Source organism: Georgenia satyanarayanai (assembly GCF_900116375.1).
Lineage (GTDB): Bacteria > Actinomycetota > Actinomycetes > Actinomycetales > Actinomycetaceae > Oceanitalea > Oceanitalea nanhaiensis.
Genome location: NZ_UETB01000003.1, coordinates 110,890 through 127,562, shown reverse-complemented (window position 1 = coordinate 127,562; position 16,673 = coordinate 110,890). Strand labels below are relative to the sequence as shown.

Annotated in this window: 13 protein-coding genes; 9 read left to right on the top strand and 4 right to left on the bottom strand. The window is 72.9% G+C overall.

The window, feature by feature from the left end; genetic code table 11:
- Window positions 1-125: 125 nt before the first annotated feature.
- The 5 genes from DSZ44_RS06410 (at window position 126) to DSZ44_RS06390 (ending at window position 5,160) form a co-directional block, all read left to right on the top strand.
- A complete protein-coding gene (locus tag DSZ44_RS06410) occupies window positions 126-1,322 on the top strand; it encodes a sensor histidine kinase (RefSeq protein WP_258369269.1) in 1,197 nt (398 codons plus the stop codon).
- Entirely contained in the window at window positions 1,319-1,954 is a 636-nt protein-coding gene (locus DSZ44_RS06405) for a response regulator transcription factor (protein ID WP_110851782.1), read from the top strand. The genes DSZ44_RS06410 and DSZ44_RS06405 overlap by 4 nt, the downstream gene beginning before the upstream one ends.
- 131 nt (window positions 1,955-2,085) lie before the next feature.
- Entirely contained in the window at window positions 2,086-2,775 is a 690-nt protein-coding gene (ftsE, locus tag DSZ44_RS06400) for a cell division ATP-binding protein FtsE (RefSeq protein WP_110851781.1), read from the top strand.
- An 8-nt stretch (window positions 2,776-2,783) separates the two neighbouring features.
- Window positions 2,784-3,698, top strand: a complete 915-nt coding sequence (ftsX, locus tag DSZ44_RS06395) for a permease-like cell division protein FtsX (protein ID WP_110851780.1) — start codon at window positions 2,784-2,786, stop codon at window positions 3,696-3,698.
- 1 nt (window position 3,699) lies between these two features.
- Window positions 3,700-5,160: a M23 family metallopeptidase gene (locus DSZ44_RS06390; protein ID WP_110851779.1), complete on the top strand. Its 1,461-nt coding sequence runs from the start codon at window positions 3,700-3,702 to the stop codon at window positions 5,158-5,160.
- Window positions 5,161-5,286: 126 nt separating this feature from the next.
- Here DSZ44_RS06390 and DSZ44_RS06385 read toward each other — a convergent pair whose 3' ends face one another.
- From DSZ44_RS06385 to DSZ44_RS06370, 4 genes are all read right to left on the bottom strand, one after another.
- Window positions 5,287-5,883, bottom strand: coding sequence for a GDSL-type esterase/lipase family protein (locus DSZ44_RS06385; protein ID WP_110851778.1), 597 nt, complete (start codon window positions 5,881-5,883; stop codon window positions 5,287-5,289).
- An 80-nt stretch (window positions 5,884-5,963) separates the two neighbouring features.
- On the bottom strand, window positions 5,964-9,818 hold the full coding sequence (locus tag DSZ44_RS06380; protein ID WP_110851777.1) for a multifunctional oxoglutarate decarboxylase/oxoglutarate dehydrogenase thiamine pyrophosphate-binding subunit/dihydrolipoyllysine-residue succinyltransferase subunit: 3,855 nt from the start codon (window positions 9,816-9,818) through the stop codon (window positions 5,964-5,966).
- A 166-nt stretch (window positions 9,819-9,984) separates the two neighbouring features.
- Complete coding sequence (locus DSZ44_RS06375; protein WP_258369268.1) at window positions 9,985-11,100, bottom strand: sensor histidine kinase; 1,116 nt, start codon at window positions 11,098-11,100, stop codon at window positions 9,985-9,987.
- A complete protein-coding gene (locus DSZ44_RS06370; protein ID WP_110851776.1) occupies window positions 11,097-11,840 on the bottom strand; it encodes a response regulator in 744 nt (247 codons plus the stop codon). Before DSZ44_RS06370 ends, DSZ44_RS06375 begins: the two co-directional genes overlap by 4 nt.
- A gap of 250 nt (window positions 11,841-12,090) precedes the next feature.
- Here DSZ44_RS06370 and DSZ44_RS06365 point away from each other — a divergent pair, with 250 nt between their 5' ends.
- The 4 genes from DSZ44_RS06365 to DSZ44_RS06350 form a co-directional block, all read left to right on the top strand.
- Complete coding sequence (locus DSZ44_RS06365; protein WP_181424558.1) at window positions 12,091-13,401, top strand: hemolysin family protein; 1,311 nt, start codon at window positions 12,091-12,093, stop codon at window positions 13,399-13,401.
- The gene (locus DSZ44_RS06360) at window positions 13,398-14,444 is read left to right on the top strand and encodes a hemolysin family protein (protein WP_110851774.1); all 1,047 of its coding nucleotides are present in this window, start codon (window positions 13,398-13,400) and stop codon (window positions 14,442-14,444) included. The genes DSZ44_RS06365 and DSZ44_RS06360 overlap by 4 nt, the downstream gene beginning before the upstream one ends.
- Window positions 14,445-14,557: 113 nt before the next feature.
- Entirely contained in the window at window positions 14,558-15,646 is a 1,089-nt protein-coding gene (locus DSZ44_RS06355) for a M23 family metallopeptidase (RefSeq protein WP_110851773.1), read from the top strand.
- 109 nt (window positions 15,647-15,755) lie between these two features.
- On the top strand, window positions 15,756-16,673 hold a 918-nt coding region (locus DSZ44_RS06350; RefSeq protein WP_220035109.1), incomplete at its 3' end, for a M23 family metallopeptidase.

Sequence of the window (16,673 nt, the reverse complement as noted above, 5' to 3'; positions counted from 1 at the left end):
CTCCGGACTACGGGCCCTGCGGGGCATCGGGCGCTCGGCTGCGTTCCGGTGGCCGGCCGATCGATACGCCGTTAGACCTTTCGGCCGATGCCGCCGCACGTCGCCGCGCCTACGCTGGGCGTCCTGTGAACCCCGACGCGCTGACCCCCGTGCTGCGGGTGCTGCGCCTGTGCCTGCACCTGCTGGTGCTCGCGATGCTCGGGCTCGCGGTGCTGCGTGCGGTCACCCGGCAGTCGGAGGTGCCGAGCGTCGGTGCCGTGGTCGCGTCGGCGAGCGTCATGGCCGCTGTCTACGGCTCCGGCTCGCTCGTGCCACGGGTGCGTCGTTCGCCGCGGGCGGCCGCGCTGTGGCTCGCCGCCGTCGCGGTCTGCTGGCTGGTCCTCCTGACCTTCTCCGCCGACGCCGTGTGGCTCGCCTTCCCGCTCTTCTTCCTCCAGCTCCACCTCCTGCCCCTGCGACCTGGCCTGCTGGCCGTCGCGGCGACGACTGCCGCGGCCGTCGCCGGCTTCGGCTGGCACCAGCACACGTTCACCGCGCCGATGGTCGTGGGCCCGGCTCTGGGAGCGGCGGTGGCGGTGGCGACCGTGCTCGGCTACCAGGCGCTGTACCGAGAGAGTGACGCCCGTCGTCGGCTCATCCTCGAGCTCACCGAGACCCGGGCCGAGCTGGCCGCTGCCGAGCGCGCCGCCGGGATGCTCACCGAGCGGGAGCGCCTCGCCCGGGAGATCCACGACACGCTCGCTCAGGGCCTGTCGAGCATCCAGCTGCTCCTGCGCGCCGCGGAACGGGCGCTGCCGGACCGGCCGGACGTCGCGGCCGGCCACGTCCTCCGCGCCCGGGAGGCAGCCGTGGACAACCTCGCCGAGGCACGTCGCTTCGTGCGTGACGAGACGCCGCCGGGGCTCGACGCCGGTGCACTGCCGGCCGCGCTGGAGCGGCTCGCTGCCGCCACCACCGACGCGGGCGTGCCCACTGCCGTCGTCGTCTCCGCGGCGCCGGACGAGCTGCCGACGAGCCACGAGGTGGCCCTGCTGCGGGTCGCGCAGTCGGCGCTGGCGAACGTCGTCCAGCACGCCTCGGCCACCCGCGCGCGCGTCGTGCTCGGCGTCGTCGGCGACGAGGTCCGCCTGGAGGTTGCCGACGACGGCGTGGGTTTCGACGCGCAGGACGTCCATCCTGCCGGGGACGGTGGCTTCGGCCTCACCACGATGCGCGCCCGGGCGGAGGTGCTCCACGGCACCCTGACGGTCGAGTCGGCGCCCGGGCGAGGAACCGTGGTCGCGGTCCGGCTGCCGCGCGCCGGTGGGGCGGTGACGCCGTGAGCGCGTCGCGCATCCGGCTGCTGCTCGCCGACGACCACCCGGTGGTCCGTGCGGGGCTGCGGGCCGTGCTCGAGACCGAACCGGACCTCGTCGTCGTCGCGGAGGCCGCCACGGCGGAGGAGGCCGTCGAGCTGTGCGGGACGACCGCCGTCGACGTCGTCCTCATGGACCTCCAGTTCGGCGGGGGCATGCACGGCTCGGGGGCGACTGCCGCCATCACCGCACGTCCCGGGGGTCCGCGCGTGCTCATCCTCACCACCTACGAGACGGACGTCGACATCCTCGCGGCGGTGGAGGCGGGTGCGACCGGTTACCTCCTCAAGGACGCCCCGCCGGAGGAGCTCACCGCCGCGGTGCGGGCCGCAGCCGGAGGCAGGTCCGCCCTGGCTCCGGCCATCGCCGCCCGCTTGATGGACCGGGTGCGTGGGCGGGGTGAGGCGCTCAGTCCCCGGGAGGTCGAGATCCTCCAGCTGGTCGCGCGCGGCCTGAGCAACCAACAGGTCGGGTCCGAGCTCTACCTCAGCCCGGCGACCGTGAAGTCACACCTGGCGCACATCTACACCAAGCTCGGCGTCGGGTCCCGGACCGCTGCCGTCTCGACCGCCACGGAGCAGGGGTACATCCGCCGGTAGCGTGACCCGGCGCACGGCCGCGGCCCGGGCGCCGCCGTCGGCGTGTCGCCGGGGAACCGGGGCAGCCGCGTGCCTACTCTCGAGAAGGCCAGAGTTCCGCCTTCCCCCACTTCCGAGACTGGCCCCAGAGCATGATTCGATTCGAGAACGTCTCCAAGGTGTACGCCAGGGGCGCGCGACCCGCGCTGGACCAGGTGACCCTGGAGATCGAGCGCGGCGAGTTTGTCTTCCTCGTCGGCCAGTCCGGCTCCGGCAAGTCGACCTTCCTGCGGCTCGTCCTGCGCGAGGAGCGCGCCACGTCCGGGCAGGTCTTCGCCCTGGGCCGGGACCTGTCCACGGTCTCGCAGTGGCGCGTCCCGCAGCTGCGCCGGCAGATCGGCATGGTCTTCCAGGACTTCCGGCTGCTGCCGAACATGACCGTCTTCGACAACGTCGCCATCGCGCTGCAGGTCATCGGCAAGCCGCGCCACCACGTCCTCACCACCGTCCCCGAGGTCCTGGAGACCGTGGGGCTGGAGGGCAAGGAGAAGCGCATGCCCCACGAGCTGTCCGGCGGTGAGCAGCAGCGTGTGGCCATCGCCCGCGCCTTCGTCAACCGGCCCGCGATCCTGCTGGCCGACGAGCCCACCGGCAACCTCGACCCGACGACGTCCATCGGCATCATGCGGCTGCTCGACCGGATCAACCGGATCGGCACGACCGTGGTCATGGCCACCCACGACGACGAGATCGTCGACCAGATGCGCAAGCGCGTCATCGAGCTCGAGGACGGCCGCACGGTGCGCGACCAGTCGCGCGGCGTCTACGGGGCGGCGAGGTAGGGGCCCACATGCGACTACGGTTCGTTCTCTCCCAGCTCGCCTCCGGGCTACGACGCAACGTGTCGATGACGGTCTCCGTCGTCCTCGTCACCTTCATCTCCCTCGTCTTCGTCGGCGCCGCCGCGCTGCTGCAGATGCAGATCGGCAACATGAAGGACGACTGGTACGACCGCGTCGAGGTCTCCGTCTTCATGTGCCCGCAGGACTCCGCGGTGCCCACCTGCGCCACCGGTGAGGTGAGCGAGGAGCAGCTCGCCGACATCGAGGAGCTCCTCGCGTCCGAGGCGCTCGCCCCGTACGTCGACGAGGTCTTCTTCGAGACCAAGGAGGAGGCCTACGCGGCCTTCCAGGAGCAGATGCCCGACACGGTGTGGACCCAGTCCCTCACCCCCGAGCAGATGCAGGTCTCCTTCCGGATCAAGCTCGTCGACCCCGAGCAGTACCAGGTGGTCGCCGACGAGCTCACCGGCCGGCCCGGCGTCGAGGACGTCGTCGACCAGCGCGCGCTCCTCGAGCCGCTCTTCCTCATCCTCGACCGCGCCACGCTCCTCGCGGTCGCCCTCGCCGGCGTCATGATCGTCACCGCGGTCCTCCTCATCACGACGACGATCCGGCTGTCGGCGATGAGCCGACGGCGCGAGACGTCGATCATGCGGCTCGTGGGCGCCTCCAACCTCTTCATCCAGCTGCCCTTCATGCTCGAGGGCGCGCTCGCCGCGCTCGCCGGTGCGGCGCTCGCCGTCGGCGGGCTCTGGCTGGCCGCGCGCTACCTTGTCGAGGGGTGGCTGGCCACGGAGTTCCAGTGGGTGCAGTTCGTCGACACCGGCGACGTCCTCCTCATCGCGCCGCTCCTGGTCGCCGCCGCCATCCTGCTCGCCGGCATCAGCTCGCTGGTGTCCCTGAGCCGCTACACGAGGGTCTGACATGACGAGCTCCCGTAGTCCCCGCCGCTCCGTCCGCGCGCTGCTGTCGGCGGCCCTCGCCGTCGCGCTGCTCGCCGGCGGCACGTCCGCCGTCGCCGACTACGACGACGAGATCCGCGAGTACGACCGCCAGCTGCGTCAGCAGCGGGAGGAGCGCGAGGAGCTCGCCCGCGAGCGCGAGGCCCTCGAGTCCCGGCTCGAGGGCACCAACGCCGACCTCGCCACCGCCTACCTCGCGCTCGAGGACGCCAACGCGCGGCTCCCGCTCGCGGAGGCCGCGCTGGCGGAGGCCGAGGACGCCCTCGCGGCCGCCGAGCGGGAGGAGCAGGCGGTGTCCGACCGCCTCACCCTCGCGGAGAGCGAGCTCGGCGACCTCGGGGAGCAGCTGGCCGAGGGCGACGCGCAGATCGAGTCGACGCGATCCTCGATCGGCGAGCTCGCCCGCAGCACCTACCGCGGCGGGGCCTCCCTCAGCGGGCTGTCGGTCGTCCTCAACGCGGACTCGAGCGAGGAGTTCATCCGCCAGACGGCGATCGTCGACACCGCGGTGCGCACCCAGACGAAGGTCATCACCGACCTCGAGACCATCACCGCCGTCAACCGCAACCGCGAGCTGCGCCAGCAGGCCGTGCGCGACCGGATCGACCAGCTGCACGAGCAGGCCGAGCAGGCCGTGGCGGCCGCCGACGAGGCGCGGGCCGCGGCCGACGCGCACCGCCGGGAGATCGTCGAGATCCAGGCGCAGCAGACCGCGCTGGCCGCCGAGCTCGAGGAGCTGCGCGGCCGGCTCAACGAGGACCTCGCCCAGAAGGAGGCCGACGACGACCGGCTCGCGGGCATCATCGCCGGCATCGAGGCCGACCGTGCGGGCACGGTCGCCGAGCGGGAGGCCGAGCGGCGCGAGCAGGAGCGCCGGGAGCGTGAGCGGCGCGAGCGCGAGCGCGCCGCCGCCCGGAGCAACAGCGGCTCCAGCGGTGGGGGTCAGTCCTCGTCCGGTGGCGGGGGCGGCGGCTCCTCGAGCGGCGGCAGCAGCTCGGGCTCGATGGTCCCGCCCGTGCCGAACCCGCTGTACGTCACCTCGCCCTACGGCATGCGCATGCACCCGCTGGCCGGGTACGAGTGGTTCCACGCCGGCGTCGACATCCGCTCCTCGTGCGGCAACCCGCAGGTCGCGGCCGCGAGCGGGACGGTCAAGGCGACGATCCCCGCGCCGGGCAACGCCTCGCACGGCAACCAGGTCATCATCGACCACGGGACGATGAACGGCAGCGGCTACATCACCGTGACCAACCACCTCAGCCGTTTCAACGTGCGCGTCGGGCAGTGGGTCGACCAGGGCGACGTCATCGGCTACACCGGCATGACCGGCAACGTCACCGGCTGCCACGTCCACTTCGAGGTGTGGAAGAACGGCTCGACGATCAACCCGATGAACCTCCCCGGCTGGCTCCGCAGCAACTGACCCAGGGCCCCCCTCTCCCCCTCTCCCCCCCCCCGGCGAGTACGCACATACGGTCACCGCGCGCCCCGGATCGGGCGGCGCTGGTGACCGTATGTGCGTACTCGCCGGCGTATGTGGGGGGCGGGGTCAGCTCGGGTGGGGGAGGCCCAGCCAGTCGTGCCATCCGTTGTGGAGCACCAGCCAGGCGAGGAGGCCGTAGCCGGCCTGGCCCGGGTGCACGCCGTCGCCCGCGGCGACGTCGGCCAGCCACTGGTCGTGGGTGCGCAGCGGCGCGAAGGTCTCCACGTACCGCACCTGGCGGCGGGTGGAGACGTCGGCGTAGGCGTCCGAGAGGGCACCGAGCGCGTCACCGTCGACACCGGGACGGGGCGGGGGCCCGACGACGAAGACCTCGACCTGCTGGGAGCGCGCGCTGTCGAGGACGTTGGCGAGGTTCAGGCGGCTGCGGGCCAGGGACAGGCCCGCGGTGAGGTCGGCGGAGCCGAGGGCGACGACGAGCCGGTTGTCGCTGCCGGGGGCGAAACGCCGCTGGCACTCGCTCTCCCAGCGGCCCGAGAGGGCGGTGGACGTCTCGTCGGGCACCGCGAGCGAGGTGACGAAGAGCGGGTCCTCGCTGGCCGTGCGGGCGACCACGCGCCCCACCCACCCGAGCCCGCGCGCGTCGCCCATCCCCGCGGACAGCTCGTCCCCGACGACGCAGATCCGTACGTCCCTCTCGCTCACCCTGGTCCCCTTCTCGTCAGTGCCCCGAACCTACCGCGGGCCGGCCCCCGAGGGGGCCGGCCCGCGTCGTGCCGCTCCGGTCAGCCGAAGGCCGACTCGAGCAGCGCGGCCTGCTGCTCCTTGTGGACCCGTCCCGCGCCCGTGGCCGGCGAGGCGGCCGCCGGGCGGGAGACGAGGCGCAGCTCGCGTCCGCCGAGGGCCTCGCTGGAGAGGTGGTCGGACAGGAAGGTCCACGAGCCCTGGTTGGCCGGCTCGTCCTGCACCCACGCGACCTCGGCGTCCGGGTAGCGCTCGAGCTCGGCGCGCACGGCCTCCTGGTCGAGCGGGTAGAGCTGCTCGAGCCGGACGATCGCCGTCGACGTCGCGCCGGTCTTCTCCCGGTGCGCGGCGAGGTCGTAGTAGACGCGCCCCGAGCACAGGAGCACCCGGGTGACGTCGCCCTCGGTGCCGTTCTGGTCGCCGATCACGGTCCGGAAGGTCCCGCTCGTGAAGTCCTCCAGCGGGGAGGCCGCCGCACGCAGGCGCAGCAGCTGCTTCGGGGTGAAGACGATGAGGGGCACCCGCGGCCGGTTGTAGGCCTGGCGGCGGAGCATGTGGAAGTGGTTCGCCGGCGTGCTCGGCTGGGCCACGATCATGTTGTCCTCCGCGCACAGCTGGAGGAAGCGCTCGATGCGGCCGGAGGAGTGGTCCGGGCCCTGGCCCTCGTAGCCGTGCGGCAGGAGCAGGACGAGCGAGGACCGCTGGCCCCACTTCTGCTCGGAGGAGGAGATGAACTCGTCGACGACGATCTGCGCGCCGTTGACGAAGTCACCGAACTGCGCCTCCCACAGGACGAGGGCGTCGGGCCGCTCCACCGAGTAGCCGTACTCGAAGGCCATCGCGGCGTACTCCGACAGCGAGGAGTCGTACACCCAGAACTTCGCCTGGTCCCCCGTGAGGTACATCAGGGGGGTCCACTCCGACCCGCTCTTGGCGTCGTGGAGGACGGCGTGGCGCTGGACGAAGGTGCCGCGGCGCGAGTCCTGCCCGGCGAGGCGCACCGGCGTGCCCTCCATGAGGAGGGAGCCGAAGGCGAGGATCTCCCCGAAGCCCCAGTCGATGTCACCCTCGCGGGACATCACCTCGCGTCGCTCGAGGAGCTTGGCGAGCTTGGGGTGGACGGAGAAGCCCTCCGGCGGGCGCACGTGCGCCGTGCCGATGCGGCCGAGCACGGGCTCGGGCACGGCGGTCTGCCAGCCGACCATCGTGCCGGCGTCGACCTGCTGCGACTCGGGCAGCTCGAGCCCGGCGACCTGCTCGTCCTCGCGGACCGGCGGGCGCCAACCCACCTCGCGGGTCTCGGTGAAGGCCTTCTCGAGCTCGGCCTGGAAGTCGTGCAGCGCCTGCTCCGCCTGCTCCGGGGTGATGTCCCCGCGGCCGACGAGCGCCTCGGTGAAGAGCTTGCGGGTGCTGCGCTTGTTCTCGATGAGGGAGTACATCACCGGCTGGGTCATCGACGGGTCGTCACCCTCGTTGTGCCCGCGGCGGCGGTAGCACACGAGGTCGATGATGACGTCCTTGCGGAACTCCTGCCGGTAGGCGTAGGCCAGCTCCGCGACCCGGGCCACGGCCTCGGGGTCGTCCCCGTTGACGTGGAAGATCGGGATCTGCAGACCCTTGGCGACGTCCGTGGGGTAGTGGGTGGAGCGTGAGCTCGCCGGCCCGGTGGTGAAGCCGATCTGGTTGTTCACCAGGATGTGCACGGTGCCGCCGGTGCGGTAGCCGCGCAGCTGGGACAGCTGGAGCGTCTCGGTCACCACGCCCTGGCCGGCGAAGGCCGCGTCGCCGTGGATGAGGATCGGCAGCACGGAGAAGCCCTGCTGGCCGAGGTCGATGCGGTCCTGCTTGGCGCGCGTGACACCCTCGAGGACGCCGTTGACGGCCTCGAGGTGGGAGGGGTTGGCCGCGAGGTACACCCGCGTCTGCTCCCCGGTGTGCGCGGTGAACTCACCGACCGTGCCGAGGTGGTACTTGACGTCGCCGGAGCCCTGGACGGTCCGCGGGTCCTGGTTACCCTCGAACTCGGAGAAGACCTGGGCGTAGGACTTGCCCGCGATGTTGGCGAGCACGTTGAGGCGGCCGCGGTGGGCCATGCCGATCGCGACCTCGTCCAGGCCGTCGCGTGCGGCCCCGGTGAGGATGGTGTCGAGCATCGGGATGAGCGACTCACCGCCCTCGAGGCTGAAGCGCTTCTGCCCGACGTACTTCGTCTGGAGGAAGGTCTCGAAGGCCTCGGCCTGCCCGAGCTTGCGCAGGATCTGCAGCTGCTGCTCGGGGGAGGGCTTCTGGTAGGGCGTCTCGAGGCGGGACTGCATCCAGCGCCGCTCGACGGGGTCCTGCAGGTGCATGTACTCGATGCCGATGGTGCGGCAGTACGTGTCGCGCAGGATGCCGAGGATGTCGCGGAAGGGCAGCCGGGTGGTGCCCGCGAAACCGCCGGTGGGGAAGGTGCGGTCCAGGTCCCACAGCGACAGCCCGTGGTTGGTGATGTCGAGGTCGGGGTGACGGCGCTGGCGGTAGGTCAGCGGGTCGGTGTCGGCCATGAGGTGGCCGCGCGAGCGGTAGGAGTGGATGACCTCGGCGATCCGGGCGGGCTTGCCAAGGTCGGTCTCCGGGTCGACGTGGACGTCGCGCTGCCAGCGGACCGGCTCGTAGGGCACCCGCAGGGAGGCGAAGACGCGGTCGTAGAAGCCGTCCTGGCCGAGCAGCTTCTCCTCCAGGATGCGGAGGAACTCACCGGACGCCGCACCCTGGATGATGCGGTGGTCGTAGGTGGAGGTCAGCGTGAGGATCTTGGAGACGCCGGCGCGGGCGAGGGTCTCCTCCGAGGCGCCCTTGTACTCGGCCGGGTAGTCCAGCGCACCGACGCCCACGATCGTGCCCTGGCCGACCATGAGCCGCGGCATCGAGTGGACGGTACCGATCGTGCCGGGGTTGGTCAGCGTGATCGTCGTGCCGGCGAAGTCGTCGACGGCGAGCTTGTTGTTCCGCGCCTTGCGGACGAGGTCCTCGTAGGCGACCCGGAACTGGGCGAAGTCCATCGTCTCCGCCGCCTTGATGGAGGGGACGAGGAGCTGGCGGGTGCCGTCCGGCTTGGGCAGGTCGATGGCCAGGCCGAAGTTCACGTGCGCGGGCTGCGTCATCGCCGGCTTGCCCTCGACCTCCGTGAAGGAGGCGTTCATCTCCGGCAGCTTGCCCAGCGCCTCGACGACGGCGTAGCCGATGAGGTGGGTGAAGGAGATCTTGCCGCCCCGCCCGCGGGCGAGGTGGTTGTTGATGACGATGCGGTTGTCCACGAGGAGCTTGGCCGGGACGGCGCGCACGCTCGTCGCGGTGGGCACCTCGAGGCTCGCGTCCATGTTCTTCACCACGCGTGCGGCCGGACCGCGCAGCTTGACCGTGCCGTCCGTGGGCGCGTCGACGCGCTGGCGGGAGGCGGGCGTGGAGGTGTAGCCGGCGACGGCGGGCTGGGCGGACGCCTCCGGGGCGGGCTCCTGGGTCACGGTCTCGGCGATCTTGCGGGCCTGCGGGGCGGGTGCGGGGTTGCCGGCGGTCGTGTCCGTGCCGGGCACGGACGTGGGCTGGGCCTCGTCCGCGCTGCTCGTCGAGCGGGTCGAGCGGCTCGGGGCGGGGTCCGCGGCGGGAGCGTCCTGGCTGTCGCTGGTGCCGGCGGAGGGCGGCTGCTGCGGGGCCGAGGGCTGCTGGCTGCTCGAGGGCTGCGGGGTGGCCCGGTCCTCGGTGGTGCCGTTGCCGGGCTGGTAGTCCTTGAAGAAGTCCCACCACGCCGGGTCGACGAGCTCGGGGTCCTTCTTGTACTGCTCGAACAGCTCCTCGATGAGCCATTCATTGGTGCCGAACGCGGCGGCAGCGGGGTCAGGGTGCTCCTGAGTGGACACTTCGGGGATCGCCCTCTTCCGAGACGTGTGTGGATGGAGGAGAAAGTGCCTCTCAAGCCTAGGCGATGCGGACGGACCGGGCGGTGCGGGGAGGGGGGATCGGCCGATATCGGCGGTCCTGCCAGCGCGCCCGGGACCTCAGTCCCAACCGGCGGTCAAGGCTGTGTCAGGCAGGGCCCTGCATCGTCCCCGCGGACCGTGGCAGGCGGGGGCCGCGGGTGGGCAGCCGCAGCCGGACGGTGGCGCCCTCGCCGGCCTGGGAGTCGGCGACCTCGATCGTGCCGCCGTGGATCGCCACCGCCCAGCGGGAGATCGCCAGCCCCAGCCCGGTCCCGCCGGTGCTGGCCCGCCCGGTGAGCGCCGGGCTGTTGCCCCGCTGGAAGCGCTCGAAGACACGCTCCCGGTCGGCCGGCGGGATTCCGGCACCGGAGTCGACGACGTCGATGACGACCTCCCCGCGCAGCGCCGCCGCGGACGCCCGCACCGACACGAGCGTGCCCGACGGCGTGTGCCGGACGGCGTTGTCGAGCAGGTTGGCCAGCACCTGGGAGATGCGGACCGGGTCCACCCGTAGCCGCAGCTCGGCCGGCTCCACGGTCACCTCCCAGCGCACGTCCCGCCCCGCGGCGCTCGCGGCCGCGGCCGCCTCGGCGACGGCCTCGTCGACGAGCGTGCGCACCGCGACGTCCTCGAGCTCGAGCCCGACGACGCCCGCCTCCACCCGCGACAGGTCCAGGAGGTAACCCACGAGCCGGCCCAGCCGCTGCGTCTGGCGCAGTGCCCCGTCGAGCGCCTCGGGGGAGGCGGGCACGACGCCGTCGGCGAGGTTCTCCAGCTGGGCCTGCAGCGCCGCCACGGGCGTGCGCAGCTCGTGGGAGACGTTGGCGACGATCTCCCGGTGCGCGGTGTCGACGGACGCGAGGTCCTCGGCCATCTGGTTGAAGGCCCGGGCGAGCTCGCCGACCTCGTCGTTGCTCGTCGCCGTCACCCGGCGCGAGTAGTCGCCGCGCGCCATCGCGCGGGCCGCGGCCGTCATCTCCCGCAGCGGGGAGGTCATGCCGTGGGCGAGGACCTGGGTGACGACGAGCGCGGAGACGATCGCCAGCGGGAAGGTGCGGGTGGGGCCCAGCTCGTGGCGCAGCCCGAGCCAGGTGAGGAACGCGGCGGCGGTGACGGTGACGGCGACGAGCACGCCCAGCTTGATCTTCAGGGAGCCGAAGCGGTCGAGCGGGCGGGACATCCGCAGGCCCGTGCGCGCGTGCCGGGCGCCCGGGCCGCTCACCGTCCCTCCGCGGCGTCCTCGGTCGGTTCCAGCGCGTAGCCGACACCGTGGACGGTGCGCACGAGGTCGGCGCCGAGCTTGCGGCGCAGCGCCTTGACGTGGGAGTCGACGGTGCGGGTGCCTGACGCGTCGGCCCAGTCCCAGACCTCGGCGAGGAGCTTCTCGCGGGAGAAGACGGTGCGGGGGCTCGCGGCGAGGCACACGAGCAGGTCGAACTCGGTGGGGGTGAGGTGGGCCTCGGTGCCGCCGCGGCGCACCCGGCGCTGGTTGCGGTCGATCTCGAGGTCGCCGAGGGTGAGCGGGGCCTCCCCGGGCTCACCGCCGTCCTCCAGGGCCGTGCGGCGCGCCCGCTCGGCGCGGCGCAGCAGTGCCTTGAGGCGGGCGAGCAGCTCGCGCATGGAGAAGGGCTTGGTCATGTAGTCGTCGGCCCCCACCCCGAGCCCGACGAGGATGTCGGTCTCGTCGTCGCGCGCGGTGAGCATGAGGACCGGCACCTCGCGCTCGGCCTGGATCCGGCGGCACACCTCGAGCCCGTCCAGGCCCGGCAGCATGACGTCGAGGACGACGGCGTCGGGCAGGAAGGTCCGTGCCGCCGCCACGCCGCCGGGACCGTCCCCGGCGATCTCGACGCGCCAGCCCTCGGCGGCGAGCCGGTGCGCGATCTGCGCCGCGATGTCCGGCTCGTCCTCGACGACGAGCACCCGGGTGGCATCGGAGGTGGGGGGACCGGTGTGGGCCATGAGTGCACTCTGGCACACCGGCACCCGGCAGCACCCCCGTGTGCACCTGCTGCCGGTATCGTGACCGCACTATGGCGCAGCGACAGACCAGCCCGCTGGAGGTCCCCGGCACCGCCGCGGGACCGGACGCGGACCCCCCGAGTCCCGAGGCGGACGCCGAGCCCCGACATCCCGGGGGTGAGGCGGACGCCGAGCCCCTGAGTCCCGGCGGCCTCCTCCCCACCTCCTCCGGCCCCGGGGCGTGCCGGTGCTGACCGAGTGGCTGCTCGTCCTGCTCGGTGTGGCCCTCACCGCCGGCACCGCCGTCTTCGTCGCGGCCGAGTTCTCCCTCGTCGCGATGGACCCCGCCACCGTCGACCGACGTGTGGCCGCCGGGGACAGGCGCGCCCTGGGCGTGCAGCGGGCCCTGCAGCACCTGTCGACCGAGCTGTCCGGCGCGCAGGTGGGCATCACGCTCACCACCGTCCTGCTCGGCTACACCGCGCAGTCGGCCCTCGTGACGCTGCTGAGCGGCCCGCTCGGCTCCGCCGGCCTGGCCACCGCGGCGGCCGGCGCGACCGCCGTCGTCGTCTCCCTCGTCCTCGTCAACGGCTTCTCCATGCTCTTCGGCGAGCTCGTCCCCAAGAACCTCGCCCTCGCCGACCCCTTCGCGACGGCGGGGTTCGTCGCGCCGCTGCAACGTGCCTTCACCAGAGTGCTGCGTCCGGTCATCTCCCTCCTCAACGGCAACGCGAACACGATCCTGCGCCGCTTCGGGGTGGAGCCGGTCGAGGAGCTCGCCGGCGGCCGCTCCGCCAGCGAGCTCACCGCGCTCGTGCGCCGCTCCGCGGAGCAGGGGACGCTCGACATCGGCACCGCCACGCTCCTCACCCGCTCCATCGGGATCGGGGCGCTGACCGCCGTCGACGTCATGACCGACCGCGTGCGGATGACGGCGCTGCCGCGCACGGCGACCGCGGCCGACGTCGTGTCCGCCGCCCGCCGCACCGGCCACTCCCGCTTCCCCGTCCTCGGTGACGACGACGACGACGTCGTCGGCCTGGTCAACCTGCGCCGCGCCATCGCCGTGCCTCACGACCGTCGCGCCGACGTGCCGGTGACGGCGGGCAGCCTCATGATCCCCGCGCCGCGCGTGCCCGAGACCCTGGGCCTGGCGGCGCTGCTCGTCTCCCTGCGCGACGACGGGATGCAGATGGCCGTCGTCGTCGACGAGTACGGCGGCACCTCGGGCATCGTCACGCTCGAGGACGTCGTCGAGGAGATCGTCGGCGAGGTGTCCGACGAGCACGACCGTCGCCGTACCGGCGCCCACGAGACGGCGGACGGCAGCTGGGTGGTGCCCGGGGTCATGCGTCCCGACGAGCTCGCGCACCTCGCCCACCTCGTCGTCCCCGACGACGGCCCCTACGAGACGCTCGGCGGCCTCGTCATGGCCCGGCTCGGGCGGATCGCCGAGGTCGGTGACGAGGTCGAGCTGCCGGGCGTCGTCCTGCGCGTCGAGCTCATGGACGGCCGGCGCATCGAGCGGCTGCGCGCCCGTGGGACGGAGGTGGACGCATGAGCTCGGGAACCGCCCTCCTCGTGGGCCTCGTCCTCCTCGTGGCCAACGCCTTCTTCGTCGGCGCCGAGTTCGCGATCATGTCCGCGCGGCGCAGCCGCGTCGAGCCGCTGGCCGCGACCTCCCGCCGCGCGCGCACGGTGCTGTGGGCCATGGAGCACGCGACGCTCATGATGGCCTGCGCCCAGCTCGGCATCACCGTCTGCTCCACGGGGATCGGCGCGGTGGCCGAGCCGGCCGTCGCCCGCCTCGTCGAGGGGCCGCTCGTCGAGCTCGGCCTGCCCGCCGCGTCCGCGCACGTCGTCGGCTTCGCCGTCGCGCTCGCGCTCGTCATCTACCTCCACGTCGTCGTCGGCGAGATGGTGCCGAAGAACCTCGCGGTCACCAGCCCCGAGAGGGCGGCCATGTGGTTCGGGCCGCCGCTCGTCCTCCTGTCGCGGGGGCTCTCCCCGTTCATCCGCGGGCTCAACGCGCTGGCGAACCTCGTCCTGCGGCTGTTCGGCGTGGAGCCGAAGAACGAGGTCGCCTCGGCCTTCACTGCCGAGGAGGTCGCCGCGATCATCGAGCGCTCGCAGCGGGAGGGCGTGCTCCAGGACGAGCTGGGCCTGCTGTCCGGGGCCCTGGAGTTCTCCGAGAAGAACGCCGCCGAGGTCATGGTCGCCGATGAGAACCTCGTCACCCTGGAGGCCGGGACCACCCCCGAGGCCTTCGAGGCGGCGGTCGCGCGAACGGGTTTCTCCCGCTTCCCGGTGCGTAACCTCGAGGGGGTCGTGCACGGGTACCTCCACATCAAGGACGTCCTCTACGCCGACGGCGCGCTGCGTGCCCAGCCGGTCCCGCGCTGGCGGGTGCGCGCGCTGCCCCGAGTGGCGCCAACGGACGAGATCGAGGACGTCCTGGCGGTCATGCAGCGCACCGGGACCCACCTCGCCGAGGTCGGGCTGCCGGGCGGTCCGGCGGTCGGTGTCGTCTTTCTCGAGGACATCCTCGAGGAGCTCGTCGGCGAGGTGTCTGACTCGATGCAGCGCCACAGCGCCGCCTCCTGAACCACTCGTGCACAGGGTGCGACGCGTTTGTGGACTCGGCGCGGCCGGTGTCGTTACTGTTTCGTGACACGCCGGGACCGCCCGGCGCCCTCCATTCCACCGAAAGGTCTCCTATGCCCGCGCGCGCCTCGATGCCCTCCACGGCACCGGTGACGCGACGGCAGCTTCGGGAGGCGGAGCGCCGGGCCGAGCAGCTCGCGGTCCGAGAGGCGGCCGTCCGCGCGGCGTCCGTGCCCACCGACTCGCTCGTCGCCACGGTCCCGCTCGACGGCACGGTCGGACGCGTGGGAGAGGCCCAGCACACGGCCACCGCCCCGCTCGGCAGCGCACCCGCCCGCACGCAGTACCGCAGCCGCGCCGAGCTGCGCGCCGCCGAGCAGGCCGCCGCGCGCCATCCGGTCCGCATGCACGCCCCGCGCTGGATGCCCCGCGCCGCAGTCCTCGGTGCGCTGGGCGCCGCGACGATCGTCGCCCCGCTCGCCGGTTTCGTCGGCGCGGACGAGGGCGTGGCCGAGGAGCTGCCCTCGGTGGCCACCGTCCCGGCCGGCGAGACCGTCCTCGACGCCCTCGACGCCGCTGCCCGCCAGCTCGACTCCGACGCCGCCGGCAGCACCGCCGCGATCCTCGCCGACTCGAGCGCCTCCGCGCGCGCCCTCGTCCAGAGCTCGCGCAGCGTCGACCGTGACGCCGCGGTCTGCAGCTCGCTCGCCGGCAGCGCCGCCAACGGCGCCGGAGCCGCGCTCGGGGCCGAGCGCATGGCGATGCCTCTCGCCGTCGGCACCTACACGCAGAGCTCCCTGTACGGGAACCGCGTCCACCCGATCCAGGGGACCTGGTCCAAGCACGAGGGCCTGGACTTCGCCGCACCGCTCGGCACGCCCATCCACGCGGTCGCCGACGGCGTCGTCGTCCACGCGGGTGAGGGGCTGGACGGGCGCTCGAGCATGCTCGTCATCCTCGAGCACGAGATCGACGGCCAGACCTTCTTCAGCTGGTACGTCCACATGTACGAGGACGGCGTCTTCGTCACCGAGGGTCAGCAGGTCCGCGGCGGCGAGGTCATCGGCGAGGTGGGCAACAACGGGAACTCCACGGGCCCCCACCTCCACCTCGAGATCCACCTCGACGAGTCCGGGACGACGACGGACCCCGGCGCCTTCCTCGCCGACCGCGACGCCGTCATGATCGCCGCCGACTGCTGACGGCCCTGCCCGTCCGGTCTGCCCGATGAGCGGATAGACCGCGGCCTGTGACCTCGGTTACGCTGGGCCAGCCGCGTGCCCGCGCGGCCGTGAGCTCAAGGGGACGTGGATGTCACTGACTGCAGGGGAGGTGTCGGCGCCCACCGTCGACGTCCCTGCGCCCAGCCCTCGTGCCGGCGGGCTCGCACGGCTCCGGCGGGCAGGACTCGTCGGCTGCGCCGCCCTTCTCGTGGGGACCACCGCCCTGGCGACCGCCGGCACGGCGCCCCCGAGCCCGGTCAAGGTCCCGGGCGGCGCGTTCGTCACGGCGGACCTCTCGCTCGAGGCGGAGCCCGTGGAGGCCCTCAAGCCCCTGGCGCCGGGGGAGGACTTCGGGCTCGGTGGTGGTGTCACGCTCGTTGCCGAGTCGGTGGCCACGCTCAAGGCGCACACCGATCCCTTCCGCGACTCCCCGCTGTGCGCCAGCTACCCGGTGGCGCCGGGCACCTACCGGATGACCTCGCCCTACGGCTACCGCATCCACCCGATCGTCGGCTCGTACACGATGCACATGGGTGTGGACTTCGCTGCGCCCCTCGGCACGCCGATCCACGCCGTCACCGACGGCACGGTCGTCTACACCGGGGCCGGACGCCTGGGCCGGTCCAGCGAGCTCGTCATCATCGAGCACACGGTCGAGGACACGACCTTCTACAGCTGGTACGTCCACATGTACCCCGACGGCGTCTTCGTCGAGCCGGGGCAGCACGTGAGCGCCGGTGAGGTCATCGCCGAGGTGGGCAGCAACGGCAACTCCACCGGCCCGCACCTCCACTTCGAGATCCACACCTCCGACGCCGGCCTCGGGCTGACGAAGACGCCGGTCACCCGGACGTCCACCGCCATGGTGCTCAGCGCCGCCCCGAGCCCGAGCAAGGACCCCGCCGACGACAAGACGCCGGGTGAGGACGAGACGCCGGGTGAGGACGAGACGCCGGGTGAGGACGAGACGCCGGGTGAGGACGAGACGCCGGGTGAGGACGAGACG